At 67.6% G+C, this 13,786-nt stretch carries 12 protein-coding genes and 1 pseudogene; 4 read left to right on the plus strand and 9 right to left on the minus strand.

Going from position 1 to position 13,786, the window contains the following annotated elements; translation table 11 throughout:
- Both AC1DK4_RS30835 and prpB read right to left on the minus strand, forming a co-directional pair.
- The coding region (locus AC1DK4_RS30835) for a citrate/2-methylcitrate synthase (RefSeq protein WP_477131991.1) at positions 1-174 on the minus strand (174 nt) is incomplete at its 3' end.
- Positions 175-260: 86 nt separating this feature from the next.
- Positions 261-1,169: a methylisocitrate lyase gene (gene prpB, locus AC1DK4_RS30840; RefSeq protein WP_441615446.1), complete on the minus strand. Its 909-nt coding sequence runs from the start codon at positions 1,167-1,169 to the stop codon at positions 261-263.
- Positions 1,170-1,465: 296 nt separating this feature from the next.
- Here prpB and prpR point away from each other — a divergent pair, with 296 nt between their 5' ends.
- Entirely contained in the window at positions 1,466-3,478 is a 2,013-nt protein-coding gene (gene prpR, locus AC1DK4_RS30845; RefSeq protein ID WP_441615448.1) for a propionate catabolism operon regulatory protein PrpR, read from the plus strand.
- Positions 3,479-3,508: 30 nt separating this feature from the next.
- Here prpR and AC1DK4_RS30850 read toward each other — a convergent pair whose 3' ends face one another.
- Positions 3,509-3,802 carry a putative quinol monooxygenase gene (locus AC1DK4_RS30850; RefSeq protein WP_441615450.1) on the minus strand — a complete coding sequence of 98 codons (294 nt, stop codon included), beginning with the start codon at positions 3,800-3,802 and terminating at the stop codon, positions 3,509-3,511.
- A gap of 347 nt (positions 3,803-4,149) precedes the next feature.
- Here AC1DK4_RS30850 and AC1DK4_RS30855 point away from each other — a divergent pair, with 347 nt between their 5' ends.
- The gene (locus AC1DK4_RS30855; RefSeq protein WP_477131982.1) at positions 4,150-5,373 is read left to right on the plus strand and encodes an HD-GYP domain-containing protein; all 1,224 of its coding nucleotides are present in this window, start codon (positions 4,150-4,152) and stop codon (positions 5,371-5,373) included.
- Positions 5,374-5,410: 37 nt separating this feature from the next.
- Here the strand turns inward: AC1DK4_RS30855 and AC1DK4_RS30860 are convergent, their stop codons facing one another.
- On the minus strand, positions 5,411-7,051 hold the full coding sequence (locus tag AC1DK4_RS30860; RefSeq protein WP_441615454.1) for an isovaleryl-CoA dehydrogenase: 1,641 nt from the start codon (positions 7,049-7,051) through the stop codon (positions 5,411-5,413).
- A 117-nt stretch (positions 7,052-7,168) separates the two neighbouring features.
- Between AC1DK4_RS30860 and AC1DK4_RS30865 the strand changes: the two genes are divergently transcribed.
- On the plus strand, positions 7,169-7,852 hold the full coding sequence (locus AC1DK4_RS30865; protein ID WP_441615455.1) for a TetR/AcrR family transcriptional regulator: 684 nt from the start codon (positions 7,169-7,171) through the stop codon (positions 7,850-7,852).
- 146 nt (positions 7,853-7,998) lie between these two features.
- On the opposite strand, the gene AC1DK4_RS30870 is transcribed toward AC1DK4_RS30865, so the two are convergent.
- The 5 genes from AC1DK4_RS30870 to AC1DK4_RS30890 all read right to left on the minus strand — a co-directional run bounded on the left by AC1DK4_RS30870 (position 7,999) and on the right by AC1DK4_RS30890 (position 12,010).
- Positions 7,999-8,793 carry a peptidylprolyl isomerase gene (locus AC1DK4_RS30870; RefSeq protein WP_441615457.1) on the minus strand — a complete coding sequence of 265 codons (795 nt, stop codon included), beginning with the start codon at positions 8,791-8,793 and terminating at the stop codon, positions 7,999-8,001.
- Positions 8,794-8,797: 4 nt separating this feature from the next.
- Positions 8,798-9,112, minus strand: a complete 315-nt coding sequence (locus AC1DK4_RS30875) for a BolA family protein (RefSeq protein WP_441615459.1) — start codon at positions 9,110-9,112, stop codon at positions 8,798-8,800.
- A 118-nt stretch (positions 9,113-9,230) separates the two neighbouring features.
- The gene (locus AC1DK4_RS30880) at positions 9,231-9,770 is read right to left on the minus strand and encodes a septation protein A (protein ID WP_441615460.1); all 540 of its coding nucleotides are present in this window, start codon (positions 9,768-9,770) and stop codon (positions 9,231-9,233) included.
- Between the two features lie 70 nt (positions 9,771-9,840).
- The gene (msrB, locus tag AC1DK4_RS30885; RefSeq protein WP_441615462.1) at positions 9,841-10,287 is read right to left on the minus strand and encodes a peptide-methionine (R)-S-oxide reductase MsrB; all 447 of its coding nucleotides are present in this window, start codon (positions 10,285-10,287) and stop codon (positions 9,841-9,843) included.
- A 166-nt stretch (positions 10,288-10,453) separates the two neighbouring features.
- Positions 10,454-12,010, minus strand: a complete 1,557-nt coding sequence (locus AC1DK4_RS30890; protein WP_477131983.1) for a protein adenylyltransferase SelO — start codon at positions 12,008-12,010, stop codon at positions 10,454-10,456.
- A gap of 408 nt (positions 12,011-12,418) precedes the next feature.
- Between AC1DK4_RS30890 and AC1DK4_RS30895 the strand changes: the two are divergent.
- A pseudogene (locus AC1DK4_RS30895) lies at positions 12,419-13,716 on the plus strand (AMP-binding protein).
- Positions 13,717-13,786 lie beyond the last annotated feature (70 nt).

A 13,786-nucleotide genomic window follows, 5' to 3' on the forward strand; every position in this document is an offset into this window, starting at 1 on the left:
GGCGATCTCCTCGAATTCGCAGGTCTCGGCGATGTCGAGGATGTCGTAGCCGCGGTAGTGCAGGTCGTTGCCGGTGCGGCCGACCGTGCAGAGCGCGGTATTGCCGGCGGCAACGCCCGACAGGGCGACGGATTTCTTCGGCTTCGGGGTGGCGAGCGGTTGCGCTTCGGACATGTGGGGTCTCCTTTGGAATGCTGTGCTGTCTGACTTGTATTGACTTGGCTTGTGATGGCGGCGGCAGCCGCGTGGCTGCCGCGTCCTTACTTGGACTTGCCCTGGGCGAACAGGGCGTCGAGCTTCTGCTCGAAGGCGTGGTAGCCGATGCTCTCATACAGTTCGGCGCGTGTCTGCATGGTATCGACCACGTTCTTCTGCGTGCCGTCGCGGCGGATCGACGTGTAGACGTTCTCGGCGGCCTTGTTCATGGCGCGGAAGGCCGACAGCGGGTACAACACCATCGACACGCCGGCGCTGCCCAGTTCGTCGGTGGTGAAGAGCGGCGTGGCGCCGAATTCAGTGATGTTGGCCAGCACCGGCACCTTCACCGCGTCGACGAACTTGCGGTACATGTCGAGGTCGGTCATGGCTTCCGGGAAGATCGCGTCGGCGCCGGCTTCCACGCAGGCCACGGCGCGTTCGATGGCCTTGTCCAGGCCTTCCACGGCGAGCGCGTCGGTGCGCGCCATGATGACGAAGTTCTCGTCGGTGCGCGCATCCACGGCCGCCTTGATGCGGTCGGCCATCTCGTCCTGCGAGACGATTTCCTTGCCTGGGCGGTGGCCGCAGCGCTTGGCGCCGACCTGGTCTTCGATATGCATCGCGCCGGCGCCGAACTTGATCAGCGACTTGGTGGTGCGCGCCACATTGAAGGCCGAGGCGCCGAAGCCGGTGTCCACGTCCACCAGCAGCGGCACGTCACACACGTCGGTGATGCGGCGGACATCGGTCAGGACATCATCCAGGTTGGAGATGCCCAGATCGGGCAGGCCCAGCGAGCCCGCGGCCACGCCGCCGCCCGACAGGTAGATCGCGCGGTAGCCGGCGCGCTTGGCCAGCAGCGCATGGTTGGCGTTGATGGTGCCAATGACCTGCAGGGGATGCTCATCGGCCAGGGCCTGGCGGAAACGGGCGCCGGCGGAGCGGGCGAGGTCGGATGTCGAGAAGGTCATGATCTTGGCTTGTGAGGTGGACGGGCTGTATAGCGCAAGGGGTGTGCCAGCGGGCCCGGCGGTCCCGCGCAAGCCGCCGGGCGGCCTCGGCTGGCGCCGGCAAGCCCTTGATTCGCCTGGGATGGCGCCGTCCATGGCATTTCGCGCCCAAGGATTGAGGCGCTATCGGCATGTCATTTCTATTTCTGAAATGAAAGATTGCATTTCAATATTGAAATGCAATCCGTCGGCGCGCACAATTCAAAGATTAGTCCGCCTGACCCATCCTCGCCCAAGTTTCCCTCAATCGCGCCGATATGAGTAACGCCCTGACCACTCCCGTCAACCTGCCTGCCGCCGGCACCGGACGCCCGCGCATCTGGGCGATCGGCATCAGCCGCCTGTCGCGCGCCTTTGCCGACCTGATCCCGGGCTACGCCGCCCAGGCGGAATTCCGCATCCTCGGCAAGGGCTACGCCGCGGCTGCCAGCGCGATTGCGCGGGAGGCGCGCGAGGGGCGGCTCGATGCCGTGGTGGCGGCTGGCTCGAACGGCGCCTACCTGCGCCAGCACGTGGACGTGCCGGTGGTGCTGGTCAAGGTGACGGGGTTCGACGTGATGAGCGCGCTCTCGACCGCGCGCCGCATTTCCCCCCGTGTGGCGCTGGTGACCCACGCCGCGACCTATCCCGAGGTGGACGAGTTCGTGCGGACCTTCTCGCTGTCGATCCCGGCCTACACCTACCTGACCGAGGACGACGCCGCGGCCCGCGTGAAGGCGCTCAAGCAGGAAGGGGTGCAGGTGGTGGTGGGGCCCGGGATGGTGACCGACCTGGCCGACCGCATCGGCCTGATCGGCGTGTTCCTCTATTCCGGCGTCTCGGTGCGCGGCGCGCTGGAGGATGCCATCGAGGCAGCCCGGCTGCGGCGCATCGAGTCCAGCCGGCGCGACTACGTCAACACCATCCTGGCGCACCTCAACGAGGGCGTGGCGGCGGTCGATGCGGAAGGGCGCATCCAGACCTACAACCCGGCCATGGAGCGCTTTCTCGGCATTGCCCCGCCGGCCGCGCTGGGCCGCAAGCTGCAGACGCTGGCGCCCGCGCTGTCGCTGGACAATGTCATGCAGAGCGGCAACAAGGAACTCGAGGCGATCCACAAGCTCGGCGACAAGATGGTGGTGGTCAACCGCATACCCATCGTCACCGACGCCGGCACCGCCGGCGCGGTTCTGACGCTGCAGGATGCCAATGCCATCCACCGGGTCGACCGCAACCTGCGTTCGCGCAGCCGCGCCCGGCCGGCGGGCGTGCGCTACAGCCTCGACGACCTCGCCGGCGCTTCGCCTGCCATGCATCACCTGCGGGAACTGGCGCGGCGCTACGCGGCAGTGGATTCCACCGTCCTGGTGGGTGGCGAAAGCGGCACCGGCAAGGAAGTGCTGGCGCAGGGCATGCACGACGCCAGCCCGCGCCGGGTCTTTCCTTTCGTGGCCGTCAATTGCGCGGCATTTCCGGAAGCCCTGCTGGAAAGTGAACTGTTCGGCTACGAGGAAGGTGCCTTCACCGGCGCGCGCCGCGGCGGCAAGGCCGGCCTGTTCGAGTCTGCCCACAATGGCACGCTGTTCCTCGATGAGGTCGGCGACATGCCGCCGGCACTGCAGACCCGGCTGCTGCGCGTACTGCAGGAAAAGCAGGTGTTGCCGATCGGCGGGCTCGACTCGGTGCCGGTCAATGTGCGGGTCATCGCCGCGACGCACCGCGACCTGGGCGCGCTGGTGCGGCAAGGCAGCTTCCGCCAGGACCTGTACTACCGCCTCAATATCCTTCGCATCGAGATGCCACCGCTGCGCGAGCGCGCCGGCGACCTGCCGGAGCTGGCCGAACTGCTGTACCGGCGCGCCCAGGAGCGTCTGGGCCATGCGCAGCCCCAGCCTCTGCCACAGGCGGTACGGGAAAGGCTGTCGGGCTACGGCTGGCCGGGCAATATCCGCGAGCTGGAGAACGTGACCGAGCGCATTGCGGTGCTGGTGGTGGGCCGCAGGCTGGCGCCACGCGACTTGCTGGCCGAATTGCAGGCCGCCGCGCCGGAATTGTTCGGTGCGGCGCCCGAGGCCGGGCCGCCGCCGCAGGGCGAAAGCGCGCCGGTGGCCTGGGGTAGCGCCAAAGATGGGGAGAATGGCCAGTCCCTGGCGGGCGTGGCGCGCGCCAGCCAGGCCGAGCATATCCGGCGCGTGCTGGCGCAGTGCGGCGGCAACCGTGCCGCGGCGTGCCATGCCCTGGGGATCAGCGCCACCACTTTGTGGCGGCGCCTGAAGGACGACGGAAAGTAGGCCGGTGGCCGCTTGAGGGGCGCGCCGCGGCTAGGCGGCGTTCAGCCAGCGAAGCTGGATGTCGCCTTCGAGGAAATCCTGTCGTGTGGCGTGGAAGTCACGAACATATTCGCTGTTGAGGTGGGATTCCAGCGCGTGCCGGGAATTCCACTCCATATAGAGCACGAACACTTCGGTGTCCTCGGCGTCCTCGCCCACGTGGTATCGCAGGCATCCCGGCTCCATGGCACCGCGCGTGCGCAGTGCGTCGAGCTTGGCGCCCAGGACCTCACGGTGCTGGGACTTGGCGCGAGCGATACCGACGAGCGTGTACGTTCTGGGCATGGTGTGACGGGCGAAGCGGGTAGCGGCGTATTGTAGCTTTGCGCGTGCTGCCCGGACGGAAAGCCTGAGGGGCGGGGCCGGATATTTCCCCGGTGGTTGACAGAGGGTGCGGTTGTGGTTCTGGCGATCCGGCAACCGCGCGCCCGCTCTGCGCGCGAACCTGGAATGGAGACGGGCCTTCGGAGGCACACGGTTCCGGGGCGGTGAAGCCACGGTCGCCCGAGCGGCGAGGCCACGCGTCCCGAGCGGCATATTCCGCCCTGAACCGCCCTGAACCGCCCTAAAGTTCTCCCGCGTTCCGCCGTTAAGCTGCCACGCCCCATTCACTCTGCACCCGGAGAGCTGGCATGCTGAAACGCATCAAGACCAAACAGCTTCAAGTCGGCATGTTCGTGGCCAGGGTGGGCGGGCCATGGATCGAGCACCCGTTCTGGCGTTCGCGCTTCCCGGTGACCAGCCAGGAACAGATCGACCAGATGGTCGCCTCGACGGTCGAGGAGGTGTGGATCGACCTGCTCAAGGGCAAGGGCATCGCGCCGCCGGCGCCGCCGGTGCCGCAGGCGGCGACCGGTTCGCTGACCGTGAATCCCGTGGCCGACGAGCCGCAGGGCGCGGTGCCCCATTCGGGCGTGCCGCTGGAGGTGGAGCTGGGGCTGGCGCGTGACGTGATGCGCAACGGCAAGGCGGTGGTCGGGTCGATGTTTACCGACGCGCGCATGGGCCGCGCGCTGGAGGTCGAAGGTGCCTTGCTGCTGGTCGACTCGGTCTCCAACTCGCTGACCCGCCATTCGCAGGCGCTGATCRCACTGGCACGCCTGAAGGTGCGCGACGACTACACCTACCTGCATTCCTTCGCGGTCTGCGTCCTGATGATCGCGCTCGGGCGCACGCTCGGGCTGGACAACGGCACCGTGCAGCAACTCGGCCTGGCGGGGCTGGTGCACGATATCGGCAAGGTCGCGATTCCGGCCAAGGTCCTGCACCGGAACGGCCCGCTGAGCGCGGCCGAGATGGAGGTGGTGCAGCGCCATCCCTCCGTCGGCTATCGCATCCTCAACGAGGCCAGGCTCTACAGCAATATCCCGCTCGACGTCTGCATCCACCATCACGAGCGGATCGACGGGCGCGGCTATCCCTTCGGCCTGCGCGCCAGCGAGATCAGCGTGCATGCCAAGATCGCCGGGGTATGCGACACCTATGACTCGCTGACCTCGGACCGGCCCGGCCACGAGGCGTGGTCACCGGCGCGGGCGCTGGAGTACATGGCAGTGCGGGTGGACACCTTGTTCGACCGCACCGTGTTCCAGGCTTTCACGCGCTCGATCGGCATCTACCCGCTGGGCACCGTGCTGCGCCTGCGCTCCGGGCGGCTGGCGGTGGTGTTCGCGCAGCACGACAACGAGCCGCTGCGCCCGCGCGTGAAGGTCTTCTACTCGGTCACCGACGCCGCGCACCTCGCGCCGCAGACGCTGGACCTGCGCGAGACGGAGGACGCCATCGTCGGCTTCGAGGACCCTGCCCGGTGGGGCCTGCGCGACGAGCAGCTGCTGGAGCTCTGCGCGGCGGCCTGAGCAGCGGTCCGAGCGGCGCCGCCATGGCCGCGGGCCGTCAGCCCGCCCAGGCCATCTCCAGGATCCGCGCGGCATCGCCGCCCGCGCTGATGCCCATCACCGCGCCCCATTCGGGATCGAAGCGGCTGTCGAGGAAGGCGCGCGCGCAGGCCGCGTCGGCGTGCTCGAGCATCAGGCAGGCCTGCGCGGCCAGCACCAGGCGCGTGGTGGTGCGCCGCGCCTCCGCCTGCTGCGCCTGCTCCGGCAGGCGCAGTGCCTCGCGCAGGCCGGCCACGCAGGCCAGGATGCGGGGCTCGCCGGCACCCACGGCCTCCAGGCGCGCCAGCACGCGCAGATAGTCGTCGGGATTGCGGCCGATGGCGCGCAGGACGTCAAGGCACATCACGTTGCCCGAGCCTTCCCAGATCGAATTGACCGGCGCGTCGCGGAACAGCCGGCCCATCGGGCCGTCCTCCACGTAGCCGTTGCCGCCGAAGACCTCCATCGCTTCGCCGGTAACCTCCACCGCGCGCTTGCAGATCCAGAACTTGGCGGCGGGCGTGAGGATGCGGCGCCAGGCCAGCCGGTCGGCGTCGTCGGTGGCCTCGAACGCGGTGGCCAGGTCCATTGCGAGCAGCATCGCGGCTTCGGCTTCGAGCGCCATGTCGGCCAGCACGCGCGCCATCAGCGGCTGGCGCACCAGCGGCTTGCCGAACGCGCTGCGGTGCCGCGCGTAGTGCAGCGACTGCACCAGCGCCTGGCGCAGGAAGCCCGCGCTCGACAGCGCGCAGTTCAGCCGGCTGTAGGTGGCCATCTCCAGGATGGTCGGGATGCCGCGGCCTTCGTCGCCCACCATCACGCCCCAGGCGTCGCGGAACTCCACCTCGCTGCTCGAATTGGAGCGGTTGCCGACCTTGTCCTTGAGACGCTGGATCTCGATGGCGTTCTTGCTGCCGTCCGGAAGCCAGCGCGGCACGAAGAAGCACGACGAGCCGGCCTCGGTGTTGGCCAGCACCAGGTGCGCATCCGACATCGGCGACGAGAAAAACCACTTGTGGCCGGTGATGCGGTATTCGGCGCCGCGGCCCTCGCCGCGCACCGCGATCGCGCGCGTGGTGTTGGCACGCACGTCGGAGCCGCCTTGCTTCTCGGTCATTCCCATGCCCACGTTGATCGATGGCTTGTGCGCGATCGGCACGTCGCGCGGGTCGTAGGCCTGGGTCAGCAGCTTGTCCCCGAGCTCGGCGAACAGGCCCGGCTCCTTGCGCAGCACGGGGATGCAGGCCTGTGTCATGTTGGTGGGGCAGAGCGAGCCGGATTCGATCTGGCTGTGCATGTAGAGCGCCGCGCCATACGACGTCCATGCCGACGGACGCGCGTCGGCGAAGGGCAGGTTGGCCAGGCCGCTGGCGCGCGCGATGGCCATCATGGCGTGCCACGCGGGGTGGAAACGCACCTGGTCGATCCGCTCGCCGGCGCGCGAATGCGTGTGCAGCTCGGGATGGTGGCGGTTGGCGTCCTCGGCATGGCGCAGGGTTTCCTGCGCGCCGAGCAGCGCGCCCTGGCGCGCAAGCTCGGCGCCGCTCCAGCCGGCGCCGGCGCGTTCCACGGCGCGGCGGATGCCGGCGTCGCTGGTGTACAGGTTGTAGTCCTTGAGCTCCGGCACCTGGTTGGTGATGGTGTGGGTGGTCCAGTTCATCGTGGCGTCTCCTTGCTGTCTCGCGTTGCGCGGCCAGGCATGCCGGCGCGCCGGGCTACGTTGGAAAGGYCATTCTAGATACAATGCCCAGCCAGCATGTTCGGCTTTCGGAGCAGCATGAACCCGCAGCGCAAAGACCCGGCGAAGCCCCGCCGCAGGCCGGTGCAGTCACGCTCATGGCAGACCTCGCTGGCCATCCAGGAAGCCTTTGTTCGGCTTTTGGCGGCGCACGACTACGCGCAGGTGACCATCCGCGCCATCGTCGACCTGGCTGGCGTGGGCCTGGGCACGTTCTACGAATACTTCGGCAGCAAGGAGGAACTGGCGCAGGTCTGCCTGCACCTGCGCGCCAAGCGCATCGTGCTGGCCATGGACGCCTGCCTGGCGCAGCGCCGCGGCGAACCGATGGCAGCCCTGGTGGATGCGCTGATTGCCGTCAACGTGGCGCATCACCGCGAGACGCCCGAGCGCTGGGGGCCGATCTACCTGCTGGAGCGGCATCATTCGGGGCGCGCGGCGTACCGGAAGATGTACCGGCGCTTCGTTGCGCTGTGGAGCAGGGCGCTGCTGGGCGCGGCCGACGCGCCGCCGGCGGCGGTGGTCGAGGAAGCCTCGGTGACGCTGCAGGCCATCGTCTACGGCCTTATCGCGCATGCATGCATCGAGGAAGGGGAGGAAATCGATTTCCCGCGGCTGACGCGGCGCCTGCGCGGCGCGGCGCAGGGGTACCTGGCTACCTTGGGCGAGGCGCCGTTCGAACCGGACGAAGCCGGCCCGGTGCGCCGAGGCCATTCGCAATGACGGCGGCTGTCACGCCCTTCGCGCCGCGCCCCTTCCGCGCACGGGAGAGGGAAGCCGGCCACGGCAGGTCCAACGGCAACCCGTCGCCTAAATGAAAACCGGTGCCATCGGCACCGGTTTCCCTGCTGCATCGAGGCCGGATCCGCTTACTGGATCTTCGCCTTTTCCTTCAGCGCCTTCATCATGGCCTGGAACTGCTCGCGCTGCCAGTTCTGGTCGCCCATCAGCATCTGCGTGAGCTGCGGCTTGACTTCCTCGAACGTGGGGACCTTGGCGTCGCGCACGTCGTCGAGCTGGATGATGTGCCAGCCAAACTGGGTCTTGACCGGGGTGTCGGTCATCTGGCCCTTCTTCAGCGCGGTCATCGCGGCCGAGAATTCCGGCACGTAGCTGCTGCTGTTGGCCCAGTCGAGATCGCCGCCATTGGCCGCGGAGCCCGGGTCCTTGGACGAGGCCTTGGCCAGGTCTTCGAACTTGGCGCCGGCCTTGATCTTGGCGATGATGGCGCGCGCGTCGGCTTCCTTTTCCACCAGGATGTGGCGGGCGTGGTATTCCTTGCCGCTGCCGAACTGGGACTTGATCTTGTCGTACTGCTTGCGCAGCTCTTCGTCGCTGGCGCCGTGGGTCTTGACGTAGTCCTCGAACACCGCGCCGGCCAGCACGTTCAGCTTGGCCTGCTCCAGTTGTTCCTGCAGGTCGTCGCGCTGGGTCAGGCCGCGCTTGTTGGCTTCCTGCAGCAGCAGCTCACGGTCGATCAGCATGTTGCGGGCGCGGTCGCGCAACTCGGCATTGGGCGGCTGGCCGGTGCCGGCGATGAGCTTGTCCAGCTTCGCCGAGGGGATCGCCTTGCCATTCACGACGGCGGCGTTCTGGGCCAGGGCGGGCAAGCTGCCAGCGGCAAGCACAGCCGCCAGGCTGAACGAGAGGACGGTGGTCTTCATGGAATCAGGTCTGAGAGTTGCTCGAGGAATCGCGGGACGATTCGCGGGATTCAAGTTCTTGTTCGGTCAGCGCGGTGACAGCCAGCGCGTGAATTTGCGTGGGGAACAGTTCGCGCAGCGCATCATACACCATGCGGTGACGCGCTACGCGTGTGCTGCCGGCAAACCGGGAGCTGACGATGGTCACATGGTAGTGACCGCCGCCGGATGCGGCGCCGGCGTGGCCGGCATGCAGCGCGCTGTCGTCGCGCACGGCGACGCTGGTGGGGGAAAGGGCTGCGCGCAGCAGCGCCTCGATATGTGCGGGATCGGCGGCCATCTTGGGGTCTCTGTGGTGGGATCGGCCCCGGCGCAGGGCCGGAGGATGGAGCCCGGCGGGCGCACTGCGCTTGCAGCGCACCCGCGGTGTAGTCGGTGAATCCGGTGAGCCCGGCGCCTTATTCGGAGGGGGTTTCCTGCATGTGGCGCGACAGCCAGACGCTTTGCGCCAGGATGAACACCAGCATCAGGCCCATGCTGCCGAACAGCTTGAAGTTGACCCAGGCGTCGGTGGAGAACTGGTAGGCCACATAGAGGTTGACCACGCCCATCACGGCGAAGAAAGCGGCCCAGGCGGCGTTGAGCTTGCCCCAGGCGTTGTCCGGCATGCTGACCTGCTTGCCCAGCATGGCGCGGATCAGGTTCTTGCGCCACAGCAGCGCCGACAACGTCAGCGTGGCGGCGAAGAGCCAGTACAGCACGGTGGGCTTCCACTTGATGAAAGTCTCGTTGTGCAGCAGCAGCGTGGCGCCGCCGAACACCGAGATGATCGCCAGGCTGATCCATTGCATCGGCTCGACCTTGCGGTGGCGCAGCCAGACCCAGCCGATCTGCACCACCGTGGCGACGATGGCCACCCCGGTGGCGGTATAGATGCCCGCGAACTTGAAGGCGACGAAGAACAGGATGACCGGAAACAGGTCGAACAGGAATTTCATGCGGACAGGATAGATCGACGCAAAGGTCGGGGCTGGGTTGGCGGCGAACCGCCGCGCGGGCGGTTCGGCCTTAGCGCGGCGTGTCGGGCGATGTCGGCGCGGCGTCACCCGCCTCGAAATCGGCAGGGTCGCGCTCGTCGAATTTTAGCGCAGCCGAGTTGATGCAGTAGCGCAAACCGGTGGGCGCGGGGCCATCTTCGAAGACATGGCCCAGATGGCTGCCGCATTCCTTGCAGCGGACCTCCACGCGCAGCATGCCATGCGAGCGGTCGGTGTGCTCGTCGATCACCTCGCCGTTGATCGGACGGAAGTAGCTGGGCCAGCCACAGCCGGCGTCGAACTTGGTGCTGGCCTCGAACAGCGGCGTGCCGCAGCCGATGCAGCGGTAGGTGCCGCGGTCCCAGTGGTCCCAGTAGCGGCCGGTGAAGGGCCGCTCGGTGGCCGCTTCGCGGGCGACGCGGTATTCGATGTCGGAGAGTTGCGCGCGCCACTCGGCGTCGGTTTTCTGCGTGGTCATGCTCGGCTTCCTTTCTGGTTGGCCGGGTGGCGCGAGAGGCTGCATTGCCTGGCGTGCGCCGCCCGGAGCATTGGGTCTACTTGGTCGTTTCCGGCACGCGATCCTTACAGTCGTGCCTGCGGGCGGGGTGATCGCGGCGCGCCGCGTACCTGCCTGCCGGGGGGGCTCACGACGAACAGCTCACTTCCAGTCCCGCGGCCCAGTCCGGCGGCAGCGCGGCGTAGCCTTCGGCCTCCGGCTGCTCGTCAAAGGGTCGCGAGAGCACGTCCAGCAGGCGGTCCACCTCGGTGAAATCCTTCTCCCGCGCGCGCTGGATGGCGGTTTCCGCCAGGTGGTTGCGCAGCACGTACTTCGGGTTCACCGCCAGCATGCCCGCGGCGCGCGCCGCATCGTCGGACTGTTCGGCGCGCAGCCGGGCGCGGTACGTGCCGGCCCAGGCATCCCATGCCGCGCGGTCCAGGAACAGGTCGCGTACCGGTGCATCGCGGCTGCCGTCCGCAGACGATATGCGGGCGAGGTTGCGCCAGAACAAGGTGTAGTCCACGCGTTGCGCATGCAGCAGCTGGAACAGCTCGCTCAGCAGCGGCTCGTCCTCCTCGTCGCGCCCGCCCGTGGGCCGCAGGCCGAGCTTGTCGCGGTAGCGCTGGAAGAAGGCGGTGGCATAGCGCTCACGGAAGGGATCGAGCGCGGCGCGCGCGGCTTCGACCGCGGCCTCGCTCGCTGCCTTGCCTTCTTCGCCCTTGCCGTCGCCCTCGCGCCACAGCGGCAGCAGCGCCTGGGCCAGGCAATGCAGGTTCCAGAACGCCACCTGCGGCTGCTGGCTGTAGGCGTAGCGGCCCTGCGTGTCCGTGTGGTTGCAGATATGGTTGGCGTCGAAGGCGTCGAGGAAGCCGAAGGGGCCGTAGTCGATGGTCAGGCCGAGGATCGACATATTGTCGGTATTCATCACGCCGTGGCAGAAGCCGACCGCCTGCCATTGCRCCATCAGCTCGGCGGTGCGCAGCGACACCTCGCGCAGCAGCGCCTGGTAGGGCTGCTTGTCCTCGCGGCATTCGGGCATGAATCGGTCGATGACGAAATCCGCCAGCTGGCGCAGCGCGCTGGTGTCCTCGCGCGCAGCGAAATGCTCGAAATGGCCAAAACGGACAAAGGTTGGCGCCAGGCGTGTCACTACGGCTGAGGTCTCCATGGTTTCGCGCCGTACCGGGGCGTCCGAGCCGACGATGCACATGGCGCGCGTGGTCGGAATGCCGAGCGCGGCCATGGCCTCGGAGCACAGGTATTCGCGGATGGACGAGCGCAGCACCGCGCGGCCGTCGGCCATGCGCGAATACGGCGTCATGCCGGCGCCCTTGAGCTGGATTTCCATCGGGCCGGTGGCGGTGCGCGCCTCGGCCAGGCGGATCGCCCGGCCGTCGCCGAGCTGGCCGGCCCAGACCCCGAACTGGTGCCCCGAATAGACGCTGGCGAGGGGATCGGCCCAGTCCGGGACCTGATTTCCCGCAAAAGTTTCGATGAAGTTACGCTGCGTTGCGGCATGCGCGTCCCAGCCCAGCAGCGCCGCCGAGGACGGCGATACGCTTACCAGGTAAGGCGAGGGCAGCGGCGTGGGCGCGAGCCGGGTGAAGAAGCGCGGGCCCAGCTCCGCGAAGCCCGTCGCCGTCGTGAATGGCACCTGCGGGACGGCCGCGTCGGCTGGCGCGGCGCTGGTTCCGTCCGGCATCGTTTCGGACAGGGAGGGGGGGGCGGCGTTTGGCTCGGGAGAGTTCACGGGGGCTTCGTTGTGAGTGGCTGGGCGGTGCAGCGCCGGCTGGCCGAATTTCCCGCAAGTGCGCTTGCAGGCTAGGGAAAACGACATGTTGAGGTGCAACATGGCAGGCGTTATTGTACTTCCACGCCGTYATCTCCATCTGTGACTGCCGTTGCCGCCGCATTATTTCCGCATGTCCCTCGATCAGCCCTGCCGTGCATGCACCGACACAGGGCGCGAGCGCGGCTTGCCAGCGTTCCGGGTACGGCGGCGCACAACGGAATTCCGTTGACGTTTCATCAAAGGATGGGAACAATCGGCCAAAAAATAGAACGGTTGTTCGTTTTTTGGCGGATCTAAAAAACCACAGGAGACTATTCCATGGCATTGATGGGTCAAATGATGAGCGAGCCCCTGCTCATTTCCTCCATCATCAAGCACGCCGCACGCCACTACGGCAGCACGGAAATCGTCTCGCGACGGACCGAAGGCGACCTGCACCGCTACACCTACCGCGACTGCGAGCTGCGCGCCCGCAAGCTGGCCCAGGCCATCGCCGCGCTCGGCGTGCGCCAGGGCGAGCGGGTCGGCACACTGGCCTGGAATGGCTACCGCCACCTCGAAATCTACTACGCCGTGTCCGGCTCGGGCGCGGTATGCCATACCGTCAATCCACGCCTGTTCCCGGAGCAGGTGGCCTATATCATCAACCACGCCGAAGACCAGTACGTGTTCTTCGACGCCACCTTCCTGCCGCTGGTGGAAGGCGTGGCGGCCCATTGCCCCGGTGTGAAGGGCTGGGTGATGATGAGCGACCGCTCGCACATGCCGGCCAACCCCAAGGTGCCGCTGCTGTGCTACGAAGACCTGATCGACGCGCAAGACGGCAACTACACCTGGCCGCAGTTCGACGAGAACACCGCGTCGAGCCTTTGCTACACCTCCGGCACCACGGGCAACCCCAAGGGCGCGCTGTACTCGCATCGCTCCACCGTGCTGCATTCGTACGCGTCGGCGCTGCCTGACGCGCTGGGCTGCTCCGCGCAGGATGTGATCCTGCCGGTCGTSCCGATGTTCCACGTCAATGCSTGGGGCCTGCCGTACTCGGTGCCGCTGGTCGGCGCCAAGCTGGTCTTCCCGGGGGCCAAGCTGGACACATGAAGATCGTCGACGGCGATGGCAACGAACTGCCGTGGGACGGCAAGGCCTTCGGCGACCTGCATGTGCGCGGCCCGTGGGTGATCGAGCACTATTACCGCAACGACGCTTCGCCGCTGGTCGATGGCTGGTTCCCCACCGGCGACGTGGCCACCATCGACGCCGATGGCTACATGCAGATCACCGACCGCAGCAAGGACGTGATCAAGTCCGGCGGCGAGTGGATCTCCTCCATCGACATCGAGAACGTGGCCTCGGCCCACCCCGCGGTCCATATGGCGGCCTGCATCTCCTGCTACCACCCGAAGTGGGACGAACGCCCGCTGCTGGTGGTGGTCAAGCGGCCCGGCACCGAGGTGACGCGCGAAGAGCTGCTGGCGTTCTTCGAAGGCAAGGTCGCCAAATGGTGGATCCCCGACGACGTCGCCTTCGTCACCGAGATTCCGCTCACGGCCACCGGCAAGATGCAAAAGCTCAGGTTGCGCGAGCAGTTCAAGGACTACCGACTGCCGTCGGCCTGATTCCAAGGCGGCCACAGAGCCGCCGATGCTTGCCGGCCCATGCGGCCGGCGCCCGCAGGACAGGTCCGCG

The sequence above is a fragment of the Cupriavidus sp. 05N38 genome, from assembly GCF_056397345.1.

Excerpts from the sequence above, each read along its gene's own strand:
- prpB (WP_441615446.1), bottom strand. The coding sequence starts at position 1,169 with ATGACCTTCTCGACATCCGACCTCGCCCGCTCCGCCGGCGCCCGTTTC.
- prpR (WP_441615448.1), top strand. The coding sequence starts at position 1,466 with ATGAGTAACGCCCTGACCACTCCCGTCAACCTGCCTGCCGCCGGCACC.
- AC1DK4_RS30850 (WP_441615450.1), bottom strand. The coding sequence starts at position 3,802 with ATGCCCAGAACGTACACGCTCGTCGGTATCGCTCGCGCCAAGTCCCAG.
- AC1DK4_RS30860 (WP_441615454.1), bottom strand. The coding sequence starts at position 7,051 with ATGAACTGGACCACCCACACCATCACCAACCAGGTGCCGGAGCTCAAG.
- AC1DK4_RS30865 (WP_441615455.1), top strand. The coding sequence starts at position 7,169 with ATGAACCCGCAGCGCAAAGACCCGGCGAAGCCCCGCCGCAGGCCGGTG.
- AC1DK4_RS30870 (WP_441615457.1), bottom strand. The coding sequence starts at position 8,793 with ATGAAGACCACCGTCCTCTCGTTCAGCCTGGCGGCTGTGCTTGCCGCT.
- AC1DK4_RS30875 (WP_441615459.1), bottom strand. The coding sequence starts at position 9,112 with ATGGCCGCCGATCCCGCACATATCGAGGCGCTGCTGCGCGCAGCCCTT.
- AC1DK4_RS30880 (WP_441615460.1), bottom strand. The coding sequence starts at position 9,770 with ATGAAATTCCTGTTCGACCTGTTTCCGGTCATCCTGTTCTTCGTCGCC.
- msrB (WP_441615462.1), bottom strand. The coding sequence starts at position 10,287 with ATGACCACGCAGAAAACCGACGCCGAGTGGCGCGCGCAACTCTCCGAC.